A 20165-nucleotide genomic window follows, 5' to 3' on the forward strand; every position below is an offset into this window, starting at 1 on the left:
TAGAATCTTTCTGCAATAGAGCTTGACTGCTACCACATAGAATCTTCATGCACTTTCAATGTCGCTAACTCTAAATTTAATGCTTGATTCTGCTTTAAGCCTTTTGAAAATTTCCAAGGCATTAACTTGTCTGTCAAAATAGCTTTGTTCTATCCAAGTTTTAAGAAGTTCGAGCAGAGGTCTGTTAGTTTTTCGGGTGCTGCCTTTCGGCGCATTTTTCTTTTTCCATATGATGCGTGTGCCTTCTCCTTTTTCAGAATAAATGATATGGGAAAATCCTTTATAACCATCTTCGTCAATAGCTTTGGTATGGTGTAATTGAATATTTGCATCTTTTGTTCCATTCACTATAATCTTTGAAAAAGGAAATTGGAGAAGAAAGGGGAGAAGATCTAATTGATCTTCGTTGAATCGATTCTTATCGCTTGGCTTGATAATGAAACTAAAGACATAATTATTAGGCTTGCCAAGTAGAAACGAGAGCTCATCATCGCGAATGTCTATTTCGTTTAACCGTTTTATCACTTGGCAGATAAGCCTTTGGGAAGGTTTTACGATCAAAAGATGGGAATGTATCCCAAAGGACAAGCATATTTCAGTAGCTATCTGTTATCAGAGTAGTCGGGAAGAAGTATGTGCTGCCATCCGTCAGGCAGGTGTGCTGCTATATGAATCAAAAGGGATGATCAGCTTTTGCACGGAGGATAAACGTGATAGGGTGGCAATGCGACTATTAGATAGTAGTGACAGAAAATTTAAGTGAGAAAGGAGCAAGTAACATGGGGAGCAAAAAGCAGTTTATCAATGAAGTATTCACTACTTTTGAAATAAATAGCTTGATTGAGCGACGCAAATGTCGCGCAACCGGAAAGGTGCGTTTTAATAGTAGGAGCGAAGCAAGCTTTTTTATTCATTGGTTAAAATGGCTATAAGAAGTGGCTACCGGGGAGAAATCGAAGGAAGCACCGATATGGCAGTGGGGCAGGAAAGGAAAGCAACGCTATCCGTACGGTTGCATCCACTGTGGTGAATATCATATTACGAAAGAGCATCCGCATGATTACAGGCGAAAAAAAGAAAAATATGAACAGAAATATACTGAATAATTGATGATCGCTGCTTTTTTCAAATTTATTTTTCAAACATAGAATATTTTGTACATTTGTATCGAATAAAATCGAAATTGAAATGGCAGAAACTGTACAACCAAGAGGTCCAAAGACAACTGATAATAATGCGAATCAAACACATTACTACAAAACATTGGTAGTAGCGATCGCTTTAGGTTTAATAGGTACATTTATCCGTTTTGTACCGGATGTTTGTACGTCTATGGGTCAACAAACATTTTTGTTTTCCGCGATAGCTAACATCTCCATGATCGTAGGCGCACTTATCGCTTTCAAAACCGTGTTCGGAATTTTGGGATTTGGAAAAAACCGTGACTAATTACTACTCAGCGAAGATATCTAAAGCCTCAGTTTACTGAGGCTTTTTTTGTGACGTATAAAGCGAATGATCTAGGACGTTAACAATACAGGTGGATTGTCAAATACAAATATCATATATAAAAAAAGCCTTCCAATTGGAAGGCTTTTTTTATATCGTGTGTCGCGTGCTATTAAGCGAAAAGTGACCAAGTCGACCAAGGAATACGAGCAAGCATCAAGATTAAACCGATGATGAAGAAAATCAAAACGGTTTGATTTGCTTTTTTTGCATTTTCAATCTTTTTAGCTTTAGAATAACCAATGGTGATCAATACAATAGCAATAATCATGGTCAACGGGTGTTCGATGATTTTAAATCGTAACGAAGGATCTTTCATTACAGCACCAGAGATCATCGAAGGGTACTTTAAATAAAAGAATAAAATCAATCCCACCACTAATTGAATATGCGATGCGATGAAACCCAATAAAGCAATTTTACGGTTGTACGGTTTGTTGCCTAGATAGTTTGATAGGGTGATCACGATCGATATCACCAGGGCTAGCAATAAGACAATTGCTATAGTCGAGTGTAAATGTAACATAAAAGCTCTCTTTTAATTATTTCCTAAGTTAGCAAAGATAAAAATATATTGAATGTATTTGTTAAAAATCATTGTTCCAACAGAAATACCTCCGCAATTGGATGGAATAGGTACATACGCTTGCTGGCCAATTCCATGCATTTATAACGTTTCCTTATCTTTTCAATACGCTGAAATGAACGCCCATTTTTTAATTTAAAGAAGTGCCCATCCTCTAAGGATTCTACCGTAAGGGCGCTGCTTTTGACGGTGTCATATAACTTTAAGGTACGAAACAGGTGGAGGTCGGTGCAGCTCGATGCTGCCGGGTTTTCCATATAGCAGTGAATAGCCTGGCTGATGTCGGTTGGGAAAATATTCAGTTCAAGAAATGGTCTCATTAGTTCCTTAAAATTATTTTTCCACTCCGTACCGTGTGGCTTGACACGATGCTGATGTTTATTCCACGTTTGTAAATGTGCAAATTCGTGAATCGTCGTAATCAAAAATGAATAAGAGTTTAAGTCATGGTTAACCGAGATACGGTGCGGGCTTCCTCTATACGGAGCGCGGTAATCTCCTAGCTTGGTACTCCTGGAACGAGAGATCTTAAATAAACACTGCGTATGATTAATCCACTTGGATATGATTGGAGCTGCTTCTTCGGGCATGTATTTTCTTAGTGTAGCACTATAATCTTGCATGACATAAAAATAGGAATTTATTCATGTTAATAAAGCGCCATGTCGACATTCTTTTGTCAAAAATAGAATTGATTTACTAAAAAAAGTAGTTTTAAATTTGGAAAAATGATATTATTTTTAGTATTTAGTATTTGTAAATGTTACGTGCGGATATGTCAATAGATCAGAGGAGCTATGTTTTTAATAAAATGTATTGAAATCGTCTGATTTTTAGGTAAATTACCTGTAGAAAAAGTCATGTTAACATGCAAAATGATGAGGAAAGGTATTTCCTCCAAACTGTAATAAGACCTTTAAAAATATGCTGGATACCTTACATATTAAAAATTATGCGCTTATAAACGAGTTGGAAATCCAGTTCGATAAAGGTTTGAATATGATTACCGGGGAGACTGGGGCTGGTAAATCCATTATTATGGGAGCCCTATCGTTAATTTTAGGAAATAGAGTAGAGGGAAAGTACTTTTTCGATCCAACGAAGAAGTGTGTGATTGAGGGAGAATTTAAAATAGGTTCTTACAAATTACTCAATTTTTTCGAAGAAAATGACCTAGACTATGCAGATCATACCATTATTCGAAGAGAAATCACTCCAGATGGTAAATCCCGAGCATTTATTAATGATTCTCCCGTTACCCTAACTATTCTCAAGCAGTTGGGTGAACAATTGATCGATGTACATTCTCAACATGCAACATTGCAGATCAATACAGAACAGTTCCAATTTTTAGTGGTCGACAGTGTCGCGGGCACATTTGCATTAAAGCAAGATTATCGAGATAGTTTCTTTGCTTATAAGAAAGCCAAAAAGGAACTCGAAGAATTTAAGGAGCTGGTAAAAAAGGCTGCATTAGAACAAGATTATTTTCAGTTCCAATTTGATGAACTTGATGCAGCGCAATTGGTGTCAGATGAACAGGGGCAGCTCGAAATACAACAGCGCCAATTAGAAAATGCAGAAGATATTAAGCGCGCGCTAACCGGTGCATCGCAGCTATTGGAAAATGATGATACGGCTGTTTTAAGCCGTTTGAAGGACGCTATGAACCAAGTGGAAGGTATCACTTCATTTCTTCCTGAAACAGCAGATTTGGCTGCGCGGTTAAAGAGCGCATGGATTGAGCTCAAGGACGTTGCCGCAGAGTTAAGTGCGCTTGAAGAAGAGACACAAATTGACGAGGGTACTTTGTTGGAAATTAATGAGCGCCTGAGCTTACTTTACTCATTACAGAAGAAGCATCATGTGGACTCCGTTGAGGAGCTTATTCGACTGAGGGATGAGCTTGAGTCCAAGTTGATGGCCATAAATTCTTCCGATGAGCAATTGGAGCGGCTGGAAAAAGAGGTAGTCGTTAAATTGAACATTGCTCAGAAAAATGCTAGGGAACTATCAGTAAGCAGGAGCAAAGTGTTGGCGTTAATCGCAAAAGAAGTGCAAGCTACCTTAGCAAATGTCGGAATGCCCAATGCACGTCTTCAAATTAATTTAGAGCCCTTAAAGGAAGGAGAGATGAGGGAATCCGGAATGGATGCTATCCAATTTTTGTTCTCTGCCAATAAAGGGCAGGAAATGCAATTCATCCATAAGGTGGCCTCTGGAGGTGAGCTTTCACGGGTGATGTTAGCCATAAAATCATTAGTTGCCAAAACTTCTGCCTTGCCGACTATTATTTTTGATGAAATCGATACCGGAATCTCTGGTGAGGTGGCGTTGCGTGTTGGTGAAGTAATGGAAAGTTTAGCGGAGAATATGCAGGTCATTGCTATTTCACATTTACCCCAGATTGCCGCTAAAGGTGCTGCCCATTATAAAGTGTACAAAGAGGATAAAGCCAATCGGACAATATCCAACATTATTCGATTGAACACTGCAGGTAGGGTTGCTGAAATAGCGCAGATGCTCAGCGGAGCCAATCCAACGGATGCTGCGCTGGAACATGCGGAGTTGTTGTTGAAGGGGTAATGAAATACAACAATGCCTCAAAAAGAATTTAACTATTGAGGCATTGTTATTTTTATATTTTTTACTAGTTTCCGATAGTAGCGTCAGTTAGAACGACCTTAACAATCATGTTGTCAGGTGCGGCCGGTGTGCCACTTACGTCATTAGCGTAAATACGTACTACGCCAATGGAGTAGTTGTATGAAAACTGGTATCCATAGAGTTCTGATGGGATTGCTTCATACCGATCAGGTGTAGCATCCACATTGATGGCCACACTTACGTGACCGTCTTCATAATAACGTTTATCAAGATCTGAGATCTGGATGTCTTTTCTATAAGTGTTATTGCCTTCTTTCACCCACTCTGTCGATTTTACAGGAAACACATAACTTGTGCCGTCTAAAACGTTCACTTCCTGTGTGATATACTCCTTCTTACAAGAAGAAAATGAAACCAAAGCTGCGGTTCCAAGTAATGCTGCGAATAAAAGTCTTTTCATATTGTGTGTGTTATTTGTGAGATTTTTTATTATATGACGATAAAATAGTTCGAAAGTTTAACGTCAACTTTGTTTATAACAAAAAATGCACCATAAAGGTGCATTTTTATAAAATTATTTTTAGATACGACTATAGCTTACTTCTCAGCAGTATCTTTTGAAGACTTAGAATCTGAACTAGATACCTCAATATCTTTCGTTTCAGGATTAATGCTCACCGTCAACACCGAACCAGTTTGTACAGTTCCTTTTAGGATTTCTTCCGCAATCGGATCTTCCAAATACTTTTGTATTGCCCGTTTTAATGGACGTGCTCCGAAATTACTGTCATAACCTTTATCCGCAATGAAATCTTTTGCTTCATCCGTCAAATTGATGGTATAACCCAAATCTGCGATACGCTTGAATAATGACTTCAATTCAATATCGATGATTTTGAAGATATTTTCCTTCGTCAATGAGTTAAATACAATCACATCATCAATACGGTTCAAGAATTCTGGAGCAAAGGCTCTTTTTAGAGCTGTTTCAATTACTCCACGAGAATGTGCATCCGACTGTTGTGACTTTGCAGCAGTAGTGAAACCCACACCTTGACCAAATTCCTTCAATTGGCGTGCACCAATATTAGACGTCATAATAATAATGGTATTTCGAAAGTCCACTTTGCGGCCTAAGCTGTCGGTTAATTGGCCTTCGTCCAATACCTGTAACAAAAGGTTAAAAACATCGGGGTGCGCTTTCTCAATCTCATCCAGTAAGACGACTGCATAAGGTTTACGACGTACCTTTTCCGTTAATTGTCCGCCTTCTTCATATCCAACATATCCTGGAGGCGCTCCAACTAAGCGGGAGACTGCAAATTTCTCCATGTATTCACTCATGTCGATTTGAATAAGCGCATCTTCCGTATCGAACATAAAGCGGGCTAATTCTTTAGCCAATTCTGTTTTACCAACACCAGTAGGACCTAAGAAGATAAAGGAGCCAATTGGTTTTTTAGGATCTTTCAAGCCTGCACGTGTACGTTGGATTGCTTTCACCAATTTTCCTACAGCATCATCCTGACCAATAATTCTTCCCTTCATCAACTCCGCCATATTCAACAGTTTTTGGCTGTCAGACTGACTAACACGTTGCACAGGGATACCGGTCATCATCGCCACCACTTCAGCAACATTTTCCTCTGAAACAGTATAGCGTTTAGATTTAGTCTCTTCTTCCCAAGCTATTTTCTCTTTCTCGAGCTCTTCAATCAATTTCTTCTCTGTATCACGCAGCTTCGCAGCCTCCTCGTATTTTTGACTCCGAACAACCTTGTTTTTCTCTAGTTTTACCTCTTCGATTTTATTCTCGATGTCGATAATAGATTGTGGGACATGTATGTTGTTCAAATGCACACGAGAGCCAGCTTCGTCTAAAGCATCGATTGCCTTGTCTGGTAAAAACCTATCCGTAATATAACGGGTTGTTAACGATACACAGGCTTCAATAGCTTCGGGCGTGTAAGTCACATTGTGGTGATCTTCATATTTCTCTTTGATACGGTTCAATATCTCAACCGTTTCGTCATGTGTAGCCGGCTCAATGGTTACGCGTTGGAAACGACGGTCCAAAGCACCATCTTTTTCAATGTATTGACGGTATTCGTCTAATGTTGTTGCACCGATACATTGAATTTCGCCTCTTGCCAAAGCCGGTTTGAACATGTTGGAAGCATCTAACGATCCTGAAGCTCCACCTGCACCTACTATCGTGTGAATCTCATCGATAAATAAAATGACATCCGGTGATTTTTCCAGTTCGTTCATGACCGCTTTCATACGCTCTTCAAACTGACCACGATATTTTGTGCCAGCAACCAAGGATGCGAGATCCAATGTGACGACCCGCTTGTTGAATAATACACGTGATACCTTTCGTTGAACGATCCGAAGAGCAAGACCTTCCGCAATCGCCGATTTACCTACGCCGGGTTCACCGATCAATAGGGGATTGTTCTTTTTGCGTCGGGATAAAATTTGAGAAACACGCTCAATTTCTTTTTCGCGACCTACAATAGGATCTAATTTACCCTCTTCGGCAGCTTTGGTCAAGTCGCGGCCAAAGTTGTCCAATACTGGAGTTTTAGATTTGATATCCGAAACCTTTTTAGGTTGGACATACTGATCATCCTCAGCAAAATCATCATCGCCTGTAGGAGAGCCCGGAGCCTCATCCTTAATGGTGGTTCTATTTTGCTCCACTTCAGATTTGAAGATGTCGTAAGTCACATTGTATTGTTGTAAAATCTGAGAAGCGATATTATCTTCATCTCGTAAGATAGCCAATAATAGGTGCTCCGTTCCGATGATATCCGATTTGAATATTTTAGCCTCCAAATAAGTAATCTTCAAAACTTTTTCAGCCTGTTTTGTTAATGGCATGTTGCCAATAGGAGCGCGTGAAACTGATGCTCCCTTCACTGCGTCTTCCACAGATTGACGTAGTGCTGTCGTGTCAATGCCTATGTTTTTAAGGATTTTTATCGCCATTCCATCGCCTTCACGAATTAAACCGAGCAATAAATGCTCTGTTCCTATATAATCGTGACGCAATCTCAAAGCTTCCTCTCTACTGTACGATATGACATCCTTTACGCGCGGTGAAAATTTTGCTTCCATTGAATACCTTTCTGTTTTATATTAAGGATATATAAATGTAGTAAATTCTGCATTTTAAACCTTAAATTTATTTTAAATAATGTCATCAACAATTAAGCCATGACCGTTATACGTCCAAAATGTCAGTATAAAAGATTACATTTGTATGTTAATATAACAAGAGTTTTCGAATTTTTTTAAATTTTATGTCAGACGAGAAGATCATTTTTTCGATGGCGGGTGTCAACAAAATCTATCCGCCTCAAAAACAAGTGTTAAAAAATATCTATTTATCTTTTTTCTATGGTGCCAAGATTGGCGTGATTGGTTTGAACGGATCAGGTAAATCTTCCCTATTGAAAATAATCGCTGGATTGGATAAATCTTATCAAGGCGAGGTGGTATTCTCCCCGGGGTATTCTGTGGGTTATTTGGCACAAGAGCCGCAATTGGATCTGGAAAAAACTGTGCTTGAAGTGGTACAGGAAGGTGTTGCCGAAATTACAGCAATATTACAAGAATACGAAGATATCAATGAGAAATTTGGCCTACCAGAGGTGTATGAAAATGCCGATGAGATGGACAGGTTATTGACGAGACAAGGAGAACTTCAAGATAAAATTGATGCCACCAACGCTTGGGAAATTGATTCAAAATTGGAAAGAGCTATGGATGCCTTACGTTGTCCTGAACCCGATGCGAAGATTGTCAATTTGTCAGGTGGTGAACGTAGACGTGTAGCATTATGTCGTTTATTGTTGCAGGAACCGGATGTGCTGTTACTGGACGAGCCGACCAACCACTTGGATGCGGAATCAATCGATTGGTTAGAACAACACTTAAAACAATATAAAGGAACTGTTATTGCCGTTACCCACGACCGCTATTTCTTGGATAATGTTGCCGGATGGATCCTTGAATTGGATCGTGGCGAAGGAATTCCTTGGAAAGGAAATTATTCTTCTTGGCTAGATCAAAAAGCAAAACGTCTGGCGCAGGAGGAAAAACAAGAAACAAAACGGCAAAAAACGCTCGAACGTGAGCTTGAATGGGTTCGTATGGCACCAAAAGCTCGTCATGCCAAATCAAAAGCTAGATTGCATAACTATGAAAAATTAGCCTCCGAAGAGACCAAAGAACGTGAAGAAAAATTGGAATTGTTTATTCCTCCAGGACCACGTCTGGGTAACTCGGTCATTGAGGCAACGAATATCTCTAAAGCTTATGGGGATCGTATTTTATTTGAAAATTTAAGTTTTATGTTGCCGCCCGCGGGTATTGTTGGGATTATTGGACCAAATGGAGCGGGTAAAACGACCTTGTTCCGCCTCATTACAGGACAGGAAACGCCAGATACGGGGTCTTTCAAGGTGGGAGAAACAGTGAAATTGGGCTATGTGGACCAAATGCACCACGACCTCGACCCTGAAAAATCAGTTTGGGAAAATATTACAGGAGGCAGCGACAATATGATGTTGGGTAACCGCCCCGTGAATTCGAGAGCTTATGTTTCGAAATTTAATTTTAATGGCGCTGATCAGCAGAAGAAAGTAGGTGTGCTCTCTGGTGGGGAAAGGAATCGTGTACATTTGGCGATCACATTAAAAGAAGGATCCAATGTACTCTTGCTCGATGAGCCTACGAACGATATCGATGTGAATACACTGCGTGCCTTAGAGGAAGGATTAGAGAACTTTGGCGGGTGTGCGGTAGTGATTTCACACGATAGATGGTTTCTGGATCGGATTTGTACTCATATTCTCGCTTTTGAAGGTGATTCACAGGTATATTTCTTTGAGGGTAACTACACCGAGTATGAAGAAAATCGGAAAAAACGTATTGGTGACGTGACACCACACCGCATTAAATACAAAAAACTGGTAAAGTAATATAAAATCATGGAAAGCGGAAGGCTGTTAGCTGCTATAATTGATCATGCAATTGATGGCATTATTACCATAGACAACAGGGGAAATGTAGAAAGCATTAACCCTGCTGCCCTGGAACTGTTTGGATATCAGGCAGACGAGGTAATTGGCCACAATGTCTCCATGCTGATGCCCGAGCCAGATCGCGGTAATCATGATACCTATATTCATAACTATCAGACTACCGGCCACAAAAAAATTATTGGAATTGGGCGCGAAGTGATGGGGCTTAAAAAGAATGGCGAAACATTTCCATTCCGATTGGCTGTCAGTGAAGTCTGGTTGAAGGATAAAAATATCTTTACTGGATTTATTCATGACCTAACGCGTGAGAAAGATGCCGAGGATATGCTTAGACAGCATGCGGTTGAACTTGAGAATAAAGTTAGCGAACGTACGAGTGATCTGATATCTTTAGTTTCCGAACTGGAAAAGGCCAAAGCAGAAGTTTCTAAATCGCTGGAAAAAGAAATTGAACTGAGTCAGCTAAAATCTCGCTTTGTGTCAATGGCTTCGCATGAGTTTCGAACACCTTTGAGTTCCGTTCAACTGTCGGCTTCTCTGATCGAAAAATATGCCGAAAGACCGGATGATAAAGTTAATATCATTAAACATACGAATAAGATCAAAGGGGCCGTACAATTGCTGACCAGTATTCTGAATGATTTTCTTTCCCTTGAGAAGCTCGAAACTGGTATTGTTGTAGTAAATAAACAATATATCAATTTGGTCGAATTAGCTGAGGAAATCACCGAGGAAATGCAGTTGATCTGTAAAAAAAATCAGCATATTGTTTATCAGCATACTGGAGAAATCGGCCACTTTACCTTAGACTCTAATTTGTTGAAAAATGCTTTGGTCAACCTCATTTCCAATGCGATCAAATATTCAGGAGAGGATACATTAATTGAGTTTACAACGTGTATCGACGAGGAAGGTTGCTTAATATCAGTAAAGGACAACGGTATTGGAATACCCGAAGAAGATCAGGTTCATTTGTTTGAGCCATTTTTTCGAGCACATAACACAGGTAACATCCCGGGAACCGGATTGGGACTGAATATCGTAAAAAGGTATATAGAACTCATGGAAGGTCAGATGGAATTTGAGTCTGAAGTGCATAAGGGAACCTCATTCCGGGTGAGTTTTAGGTAAAGTGGAGTTGGTAATAAAACGAGGCATAAACGTTTCAAACATAATGACGATAGAATAACTAATTGCAGATGAGAAATAAAAAGACAATTCTAATTATTGAAGATAATATTGACATCCGGGAGGGAACTACCGAAATATTGGAGTTGACAGGTAGGTATGATGTCATTACGGCCGAAAATGGACGTATTGGAGTTGACCTGGCGACCAGGCATATTCCTGATTTGATTCTCTGCGACATCATGATGCCCGAGCTGGATGGATATGGGGTGTTATTTATGCTAAGTAAAATTGAAAGTACAGCTAAAATCCCATTCATTTTTTTAACTGCAAAAGCGGAGCGTGCAGATATGCGTAAAGCGATGGAAATGGGAGCAGACGATTATTTGACGAAACCTTTTGATGATGTCGAATTGATGAACGCTATAGATGTACGCCTTAAAAGACATGAACAGCTCGCGGCAGATATCCCTCAAGAGGGAGATTTTAGTTTGAACGCCGAAGAGCAAGTCCTGTTGCTGCAGGAGCTCATTGTTAATTCACGTGTAAAGACAGTGAAGAAAAAACAATCTATTTATGAAAAAGATGATTCGCCAACATATGTCTATTTTGTGAAATCTGGTCAGGTGCGTAGCTTTAAGTCATATAAAGATGGAAGAGAACTGTCTACAGGTATTTTTATTGAGGGAAATTACTTTGGTTATGCCTCTATCTTGTTGAATGATAATTACGAAGACTATGCTGAAGCGGTTGAACCAAGCGAAGTTGTACTGATCCCAAAAGATAGTTTTTTGGAGTTGCTTTGGAAAAAACCAGCAATAGCCAGTAAGTTTATTAAGCTTCTTTCTGTCGATTTACGTGAAAAGGAAGAGCAATTACTCGGGTTTGCCTATCACTCTGTCCGTAAACGTGTCGCCAATGCGCTACTCAGTGTTGCCGAGAAAAGTGGTATCAATATCAATGCCGTCAATACGTGTTCGATAGATGTGACAAGGGATGGTTTGGCGTCAATCGCAGGCACTGCAAATGAAACAGTTTCCCGTATGCTTTCAGATTTTAAAGAAGAAAAATTGATATCGAAAGAGAAAGGTAAAATATATATCAATTCGATCAAGAACCTTCGAGATGTGAAACAGTAGGTAAAGAAACGGAGATTTAAAAATAATATTTTAAAGGCGTGTTCAGTTTTTCTGAACACGCCTTTTCTCTGAAAGGGCAGGTCGTTGCTCTGAATGAAGCTTTATACCCAGCTCCTATCGTCACAGGCATTTGCGAATTGTGATAAAAATCATTTTAAGGTGTGGTGCTATATCATGGTTTTGCGCTTATGCATGATTTACTTTTGTTCTTAGGATAAACCTTAATTGGTGATTGTAGAATCAGGATGAAAGTAGTAGTATATAATGTAAGATCATTTGAAAAAGAGTTTTGGGCACTGGCGAATGCCAAACAACATGATTTGACTTTGATTTCAAATGGGTTAAATGCGGAAACACAGAACTACGCGCGTGGAAAGGATGCGGTAGTGATTTCCGTGAGCGATATTTTGGACGAGAGCATGCTACTTAATTTAAAAGGGTTAGGAATCAATAAGATTATGACCAGAAGTAAGGATACTACTCATATTGATCTGGCAAAGGCTGGCGATCTGAATATACAGATTGCTAATGCCCCATTTGAAGATCAAAGTCCAAAAGGATTGGCTGAGCAAACTGTTCGGAATCTCAACCTATGGGGGATAGAAAAGTGTGTGGGAAAAGCCTGTTGTTGTTTAGACGACTGTGCTAAAAAACTAAAATAAAATGATGACAACGCAGGTTAAAATGGAAGAATTGGTGCGGAAATATAACGTAGCGGCACCGCGCTATACAAGCTATCCTACTGTTCCTTTTTGGGATAACGAAACATTTTCTAGAGTGGCTTGGACAGCTCAAGTGTACCAGACATTTCAGCAGTCGAAAGAAAAAGGGATTAGTTTATATATCCATCTTCCTTTTTGTGAAAGCCTATGTACTTATTGCGGCTGTAACACCCGTATCACAAAAAATCATCGTGTTGAAGAGCCCTATATCGCATCTCTTTTGAAAGAATGGGAGATGTATGTCGCTCTATTTAATGGCGAAAGACCAGTGCTGGCAGAGATACATTTGGGAGGAGGGACACCAACCTTTTTTCATCCGGATAATCTGAAGATGCTTATCGAAGGAATTCTCAAACTCGCAGATGTGGCCTCAGACAGTTCATTCTCCTTTGAAGCTCATCCTGCCAACACAACAGTCACTCATTTAGAAACTTTATTTAGTTTGGGATTCCGTCGGCTCAGTTTGGGTATACAGGATTTTGATCCTCTTGTCCAGTTTGTGATTAACAGACAACAAACATTGGAAGAAGTGGAATTGGTTATGTTGAATGCGCGAAAAATTGGATTTGATTCCATTAACTTCGACTTGATCTATGGATTGCCTAAGCAAACACTATTTACAGTGGAAGATACGATACAAAAAGCAATGCAGCTAAGCCCTGATCGGATTTCCTTCTATAGCTATGCGCACGTGCCTTGGATAAAACCTGGTCAACGGCATTATACCGAAGCGGACCTGCCCAGTGGTGCTGCCAAATTAGCCCTTTATAATCTTGGGAAAAAAATGATTTTGGCGCATGGCTATGAAGATGTCGGTATGGATCATTTTGCGAAAAAAGAAGATGAGTTATTTGTAGCCTTTCAACAGGAAAGATTGCACCGTAATTTTATGGGCTATGCAGATCGATTTAGCCCCTTGCTCATCGGTATAGGGGTTTCTTCAATCAGTGACGCCTGGGGTGCATTTGCTCAAAACGTAAAGACGGTAGAGGAATATCATAAGCTCATTGAAACAGGCGAGTTGCCAGTTGTAAAGGGGCATTTACTCCATGAAGAGGACCTCATTGTAAGACGTTATATCTTAGATATGATGTGTAAAGGTAAAGTACAGTTGCAAGAAGGTGAGCCGTTAAACGGACAAATTAAAGACGAATTATCCGAGCTCGTAGCAGACGGTTTGGTAACGATAACGGGCGACCTTATAGCGTGTACTGTTGTCGGCCGATCTTTTTTAAGAAATATCTGCATGGCCTTTGACCAGCGATTATTGCGCTCAAGGACACGAAATCAATTATTTAGTCAAGCAATTTAGAACAAAGGAATGGGAGAGCTTAGGGAAGAAGTGCAACTTGCAGAAAAATGTTTCCATTGTGGTGATAAAATCGAAGAAACTGGCTATCGGCTAGATCATCATGACTTTTGCTGCCTGGGATGTCAGACTGTATACCAGGTGCTGAACGATAGTGGCATGCAACAATACTATCGCTATAATCAGCATCCTGGTAAATCGAACAAATCTACGCATGAAGATTTTTCTTATCTGGATGAACCCGAGATTGCCAGTAAATTAGTGGATTATAAAGATGATAAGATGACCATCATCACTTTTTATATTCCAGCTATTCACTGTAGCTCCTGCATCTGGCTGCTGGAAAACTTATATAAACTCAACCCTCATGTGTTGCAATCGCGTGTGGACTTTATGAAAAAGCAGGCGAGCATTACATTCAATCACAATGAACTACCACTGAAAGATTTAGTCTATCTTTTGGTGAATATAGGTTATGATCCTAAAATCACTTTACAGGATGTTGTTAAAGAAGGAAATAAGAATAATCTAAATCCTTTGGTCGCAAAAATTGCTGTTGCCGGTTTCTGTTTTGGAAATTCGATGCTCTTCAGCTTTCCCGATTATTTTGGAATGGGGAGTTTTGAAAAGGAATATGCCAATTTCTTTGGTTATATAAACCTTGCCTTTGGTATTCCTGTCTTATTGTATTGTGCATGGGACTATTTTAAATCGGCTTACCTGAGCTTGAAACAAAGACGTTTGAATCTGGATGTGCCGTTGGCCCTCGGGATTCTTGTATTGTTTTTGCGTTCTGCTTTTGAAGTGATTACACAGACGGGCGCAGGTTTTACGGATACGCTGTGCAGCTTGGTGTTTTTTATATTGATCGGAAAATGGGTACAACAACGTACATATTATCATATCTCGTTTGAACGGGATTATCGCAGTTATTTTCCCGTCGCAGTAACCGTATTGACCGAATCTGGCGACAGACCCGTACAACTGGCAGACGTCAGTGTAGGTGATCGTATCTTGGTTCGCAACAACGAAATTATCCCTGCCGATGCGATGCTTTTAAAAGGGGATGCTGCGATCGATTTCAGTTTCGTGACCGGAGAATCGAGCCCGATGAGCAAAACCTTGGGTGAAATTATCTATGCAGGCGGACGTCAAACCGGCGAAGCGATAGAACTTGAAGTAGTCAAACCTATTTCACAATCTTATTTGACAAAATTGTGGAATAACGATAATTATAAAGATTATGACAAACATTTTCAGACTTTTGTCAACTTTATAAGTAAATATTTTACTGTTGTTTTATTGGCTATTGCACTATTGGCAGCGCTATTTTGGGCTGTTGATGGAAATGCAAGCAGGGCTTGGGGAGCTTTTACGGCGGTATTGATTATCGCATGTCCATGTGCGTTGGCGTTGAGCTCTCCATTTACCCTTTCTGCGGCGTTAAGTATTTTTGATCGAAATAAGTTCTATGTAAAAAATACTGCTGCCATTGAACAGATGGCAACGATTGATACCTTGGTGTTCGATAAGACTGGTACAATATCATCACCCAAGGCAACCTCAATTTATTTCGAAGGTAGCCTTTCAGCAGTCGACAAAGAGGTGCTGAATGCTGTTTGTAGAAATTCCAGCCATCCATTGAGCCGCGAAATTGTCAAGTGGCTCAACGTCTCTTCTATTAGTGCAGTACAGGAATTTAAGGAATTTCCTGGAAAGGGGATGCAGGCCAAGGTAAATGGTAATGAAGTTAGAATCGGTAGCGGAGGTTTTCTTGATATTGGACGTATTAAAACAGATGGGTCGGTGGTTTTTGTTCGCATTGGCGGCGAGCTAAAAGGATACTTTACTATGGAGCAATCCTGGCGGGATGGTCTTTCGGCGTTGATTGAAGATTTTAAAGTAAATTATCACCTCCATTTAATCTCTGGTGATAACGATAGACGTCTGGATGCGTTGCAGCTCATTTTTCCTTCAAATGCAAGTTTGCTTTTCAATCAATCACCTATGGAAAAGCTTGAGACAATTCAAAATTTTCAGGAGGTTGGAAAGCATGTCTGCATGATTGGTGACGGACTTAACGATGCAGGAGCATTGCGCAAGGCTGATCTTGGAATCGCTGTAAGCGATGATATCAATAACTTTTCACCGGGCTGCGATGCGATACTCGATGGGGAGTCATTTTCAAAAATGCCGGATTTCTTCGCTTTTAGCAAGGATGCGGTAAAAGTAATACATATGAGCTTTGGCATTTCACTATTATATAACGTAATTGGGTTGAGCTTTGCAGTGCAGGGTATTATGTCGCCGTTATTTGCAGCGATTCTAATGCCAATAAGTACGGTAACCATCATCTCCTTTACAAGTCTTATGACAAGATGGTATGCCAAACGCCGTAAACTCTAGTTCTTATGGAAATAATATATATTCTGATCGGGTGTAGTGTGTTGTTGGCCCTGGTTTTTCTATGCGCTTTTTTTTGGGCAAATAAGACTGGTCAGCATAACGATACCTATACACCTGCTATTCGGATTCTGTTTGATGACGAAATGACAGAAGGAGATGAAAAATAGGTGGCGTAACTAAAACGTTATCGTAATTAAATCAATTACTTTTCTTTGTATTTAAGGTTATTATCAATAAAATTGGGGGTAAATACCAATTTGAATCAAAAATTTATGCATAATAATCCATTTACATTAAAAGATAAGGTAGTCGTAATTACGGGCGGTACAGGAATTTTAGGTGAGGCATTTGTGGAGGCATTAGCCGAGGCAGAGGCCAAGGTCGCAATCCTGGGACGTAATGGACAGATCGGTGTAGAGCGTGTTCAGCAAGTGGAGTCCCTAGGCGGCGAAGCTATATTTGTGGAAGTAGACATCATGAACGAACAGGATGTCACCAGGGCGAAGGATGAAGTGTTGCAAAAGTGGGGGAGAATAGACGCCTTAGTTAACGCGGTTGGCGGTAATATTCCAGGTGCAACAATCGGTGCCGATCAAGATCTGTTTGCCAGCAATATTCAGGATACCATCAAAGCCATTGAGCTTAACCTGTATGGTACGATGATTCCTACCCATATTATTGGCCGGGTGATTGCAGAAAGCGGAAAGGGGGTCATTGTTAATATATCTTCCCTTACTGCTAGTCGTCCCTTCACGCGTGTTTTGGGCTATACCGTAGCAAAACACGGAATCGATGGCTATACAAAGTGGATGGCAACAGAACTTGCGCAGCGTTACGGTGATCAGGTTCGTGTTAATGCGATTGCGCCAGGAGTATTCTTAACCAAGCAAAACAAAAACTTATTGATCAATCCCGACGGTACACATAGTGATCGTACTAAACGTATTCTTAATGCAACACCCTATAATCGCTTGGGTGACCCGCGTGAGTTAAAAGGGACTTTAATCTATTTATTGAGCGATGCATCGGCTTTTGTGACAGGCGAAACTGTTTTTGTAGATGGCGGCTTTAATGCGTGGTGCGGCGTATAATTACGTTTTAAGATGAGAAAACTAGAACAAACATGGCGTTGGTATGGTCCAAATGACCCCGTATCTTTACAGGATATTAAACAGGCTGGAGCAACTGGTATTGTGACAGCCCTACATCACATTCCACACGGTGAGGTATGGCCACTTCCGGATATTCAAGAAAGGAAACGCATTATTGAAGATGCTGGCCTTACTTGGTCTGTGGTGGAAAGTGTGACGGTACATGAGGAGATTAAGACAAAAGGGGCAAAGGTGGATGAGTATCTTCAAAAATATAACACGACATTAGTTAATCTGGCGAAATGTGGTATCAAGACGATTTGCTATAATTTTATGCCAGTGCTGGATTGGACACGTACCCAATTGGATTTAACCATGGTAGATGGCTCAAAAGCCTTATATTTTGATTGGATTGATCTGGCTCTCTTTGATATATTTATATTAAAACGTGATGAAGCTAGGTCAGCATATCCAGAAGCTGTTGTCAAACAGGCGGCTTTACGTTATGATGAAATTTCTGAACAGCAAAAGCAGGAATTGGCAAATGTTGTTTTAATGGGAATCCCCGGAGAAAAAAGTGTGGAATTGGACGCATTGAAAGCGAGCCTTAATACCTATAAACATATTGGAAAAGACGGTTTACGCGATAATCTGATCTATTTCCTTCAGGGGATTGCATCGACTTGTGAGGAGAACGGTATATGTATGACCATTCATCCAGATGATCCACCGTATCCTATTTTAGGTTTACCCCGCATTGCCAGTAATGGCGAAGATTTTGACTACTTTCTGAATGCAGTTCCACAGCAATTCAATGGTGTTTGTTTTTGCACAGGATCATTGGGTGCCAGTCAGACAAACGATTTGCCAGCTATCCTAGAAAAAATCAAAGGGCGTGTAAACTTTGTTCACTTACGTAATGTGAAGAAGGATGCGATCGGGAGTTTTTACGAAGCAGACCACTTGGATGGTGATGTCAATATGTATAAAGTTATGAAGATATTGGTTGCTGAAAATCAATTGAGATCGATAGCTATTCCATTCAGGCCCGATCATGGCCATCAGATGTTGGATGACCTAAATAAGGTGACAAATCCAGGATACTCTGCGATTGGAAGACTGAGAGGGCTAGCTGAATTGCGGGGTTTAGAATATGGTATTATTGGTGAATGATGCCAATAATTCACGTAAAGATTAGCGATCTTATGCGGTAATTTAGATCAGACGCAATGATAGTCGGAAAATAGGGGCGCTTACCTCTTATTTTCCGACTTTTATTTTAATTATGTGGACAAACACTATAATGGCAAACATTATAGGGAAGATTTGCGAATAATAAGCTGTGTCGGGAGCTCAATCGTTTCAAATTCATGTATTGGTCTTGTTTGATTAATGGTGGCGATTAGTTTGTTTGTCGCTAGTTCCCCAATTTCTATTGCCGGCTGTACAACTGTGGATAGTGCCGGATTTAATGAAGCTGCAATTTGTGTATTTGAAAAGCCAATTACAGCTACCTCAGAAGGAACCTGGATCTGAAGATCGGCCAAAATACCCAGCGTCCGGGTTGTAATAACATCTGTAGCACCGAAAATTGCATCGATATTTTTGTTTTCAATACATTCTTTAAGCAAAACTTCTCGAATTGTTTGGTCTATATCTTTGGTGTTATTCAAACTACATTCAATATGGTGTTTATTATCAAAAGGAATTCCCGCGTCTGATAAAGCAGATATAAAGCCATTTAATCGTTCGGTTGCCACACCCAAGTTCTTTCCCGTAATATGCAATATGCTTTTTTTACCCTGCTCGGTGAGATGCTTTGTGGCATTGTAGGCGCCTTGAAAATTATTGACACCCACCTTAAATGTATCAAGCTGGTGGTTGATACGATCAAAGATAACAACTGGTATCTGAGATTTTATCAATGCTTTTAGTTCATCAATATTTGAATCTGAAGATACCGGAGCTATCATTAAGCCATCAATTCCACGCATACGCAAGACGTCAATACAATTTTTCTCAATCCGTTCGTCTTCCCGGCTTTGCATGAAAATAACATCATACACGGTTTGCTGAGAGGCTATTTGGATCCCATCCAAAATTTGTGAAACGAATGTATTACTGATATTGGATACGATAACTCCTATGGTGTTGGACTTTCCTATTTTTAAGCTTCTTGCCAACTTATTTGGTTGGAAATTATGCTTTTTGGCATATTCCTGAACGATCTTTTTAGTGGCTTCACTTATTTCATAACTGTCCGATAATGCTTTGGAAACCGTAGAAACAGAAATATTGAGTGCCAATGCTATATCTTTCAGGGTAGTTCTGCTCATCGCTTTGTTGGTTATTTTAAGAAGATAAATCTACATAAAAAAATGTATATAAGCATTTTTATATGCTTGCATTGTTACACTGTAGCAGGCATGTTACGCAATACACCGTTACCACCTTCTTATCCCTTAGTTTGGTTTTTGTTTACCTATAGCTTAGCCTTAAGTTAGGTTTAGTATAGCTTATACCTATACTAAACCTAAACTAACCCTAACTAAACCCTAACTAAACCCTAAACTAACCCATGATATGATGCAGGTTTAAATGCCCTCCATTGGCC

17 protein-coding genes are annotated in these 20165 nt (G+C 39.9%); 11 read left to right on the forward strand and 6 right to left on the reverse strand.

Annotated features, from left to right (window positions below):
* Positions 1-45 precede the first annotated feature (45 nt).
* Complete coding sequence (locus J2X77_RS12380) at positions 46-561, reverse strand: hypothetical protein (protein ID WP_209579126.1); 516 nt, start codon at positions 559-561, stop codon at positions 46-48.
* 627 nt (positions 562-1188) lie between these two features.
* Here J2X77_RS12380 and J2X77_RS12385 point away from each other — a divergent pair.
* Entirely contained in the window at positions 1189-1449 is a 261-nt protein-coding gene (locus J2X77_RS12385; RefSeq protein ID WP_209579127.1) for a hypothetical protein, read from the forward strand.
* Between the two features lie 172 nt (positions 1450-1621).
* On the opposite strand, the gene J2X77_RS12390 is transcribed toward J2X77_RS12385, so the two are convergent.
* Together J2X77_RS12390 and J2X77_RS12395 are read right to left on the reverse strand one after the other, a co-directional pair.
* Positions 1622-2035 (reverse strand): hypothetical protein, encoded by a 414-nt coding sequence (locus J2X77_RS12390; RefSeq protein WP_209579128.1) that lies wholly within the window; start codon positions 2033-2035, stop codon positions 1622-1624.
* A 68-nt stretch (positions 2036-2103) separates the two neighbouring features.
* A complete protein-coding gene (locus tag J2X77_RS12395; protein WP_209579129.1) occupies positions 2104-2718 on the reverse strand; it encodes a sprT domain-containing protein in 615 nt (204 codons plus the stop codon).
* 301 nt (positions 2719-3019) lie between these two features.
* On the opposite strand from J2X77_RS12395, the gene recN reads away from it, so the two are divergent.
* Positions 3020-4681, forward strand: coding sequence for a DNA repair protein RecN (gene recN / locus J2X77_RS12400; protein WP_209579130.1), 1662 nt, complete (start codon positions 3020-3022; stop codon positions 4679-4681).
* A gap of 64 nt (positions 4682-4745) precedes the next feature.
* Here recN and J2X77_RS12405 read toward each other — a convergent pair whose 3' ends face one another.
* A complete protein-coding gene (locus J2X77_RS12405; RefSeq protein WP_209579131.1) occupies positions 4746-5162 on the reverse strand; it encodes a hypothetical protein in 417 nt (138 codons plus the stop codon).
* Between the two features lie 137 nt (positions 5163-5299).
* Positions 5300-7825, reverse strand: coding sequence for an ATP-dependent Clp protease ATP-binding subunit (locus tag J2X77_RS12410; RefSeq protein ID WP_209579132.1), 2526 nt, complete (start codon positions 7823-7825; stop codon positions 5300-5302).
* Positions 7826-8010: 185 nt separating this feature from the next.
* On the opposite strand from J2X77_RS12410, the gene ettA reads away from it, so the two are divergent.
* The 9 genes from ettA (at position 8011) to uxuA (ending at position 18724) form a co-directional block, all read left to right on the forward strand.
* Entirely contained in the window at positions 8011-9693 is a 1683-nt protein-coding gene (gene ettA / locus J2X77_RS12415; protein WP_209579133.1) for an energy-dependent translational throttle protein EttA, read from the forward strand.
* A 9-nt stretch (positions 9694-9702) separates the two neighbouring features.
* Entirely contained in the window at positions 9703-10887 is a 1185-nt protein-coding gene (locus tag J2X77_RS12420) for a PAS domain-containing sensor histidine kinase (RefSeq protein ID WP_209579134.1), read from the forward strand.
* A gap of 68 nt (positions 10888-10955) precedes the next feature.
* Entirely contained in the window at positions 10956-12023 is a 1068-nt protein-coding gene (locus J2X77_RS12425; protein ID WP_209579135.1) for a response regulator, read from the forward strand.
* Between the two features lie 245 nt (positions 12024-12268).
* Positions 12269-12685 carry a lactate dehydrogenase gene (locus J2X77_RS12430; protein WP_209579136.1) on the forward strand — a complete coding sequence of 139 codons (417 nt, stop codon included), beginning with the start codon at positions 12269-12271 and terminating at the stop codon, positions 12683-12685.
* Position 12686: 1 nt separating this feature from the next.
* A complete protein-coding gene (hemN, locus tag J2X77_RS12435; RefSeq protein WP_310080982.1) occupies positions 12687-14057 on the forward strand; it encodes an oxygen-independent coproporphyrinogen III oxidase in 1371 nt (456 codons plus the stop codon).
* A gap of 9 nt (positions 14058-14066) precedes the next feature.
* Positions 14067-16460, forward strand: coding sequence for a heavy metal translocating P-type ATPase metal-binding domain-containing protein (locus tag J2X77_RS12440; RefSeq protein ID WP_209579137.1), 2394 nt, complete (start codon positions 14067-14069; stop codon positions 16458-16460).
* A gap of 5 nt (positions 16461-16465) precedes the next feature.
* Positions 16466-16627 (forward strand): cbb3-type cytochrome oxidase assembly protein CcoS, encoded by a 162-nt coding sequence (gene ccoS, locus J2X77_RS12445; protein ID WP_209579138.1) that lies wholly within the window; start codon positions 16466-16468, stop codon positions 16625-16627.
* 105 nt (positions 16628-16732) lie between these two features.
* Positions 16733-17551 (forward strand): SDR family oxidoreductase, encoded by an 819-nt coding sequence (locus tag J2X77_RS12450; RefSeq protein ID WP_209579139.1) that lies wholly within the window; start codon positions 16733-16735, stop codon positions 17549-17551.
* Between the two features lie 12 nt (positions 17552-17563).
* A complete protein-coding gene (uxuA, locus tag J2X77_RS12455; protein ID WP_209579140.1) occupies positions 17564-18724 on the forward strand; it encodes a mannonate dehydratase in 1161 nt (386 codons plus the stop codon).
* Positions 18725-18864: 140 nt separating this feature from the next.
* On the opposite strand, the gene J2X77_RS12460 is transcribed toward uxuA, so the two are convergent.
* Complete coding sequence (locus J2X77_RS12460; protein ID WP_209579141.1) at positions 18865-19887, reverse strand: LacI family DNA-binding transcriptional regulator; 1023 nt, start codon at positions 19885-19887, stop codon at positions 18865-18867.
* Positions 19888-20165 lie beyond the last annotated feature (278 nt).

Source organism: Sphingobacterium sp. 2149, from assembly GCF_031455655.1.
In the GTDB taxonomy this organism is placed as follows: Bacteria; Bacteroidota; Bacteroidia; order Sphingobacteriales; family Sphingobacteriaceae; genus Sphingobacterium.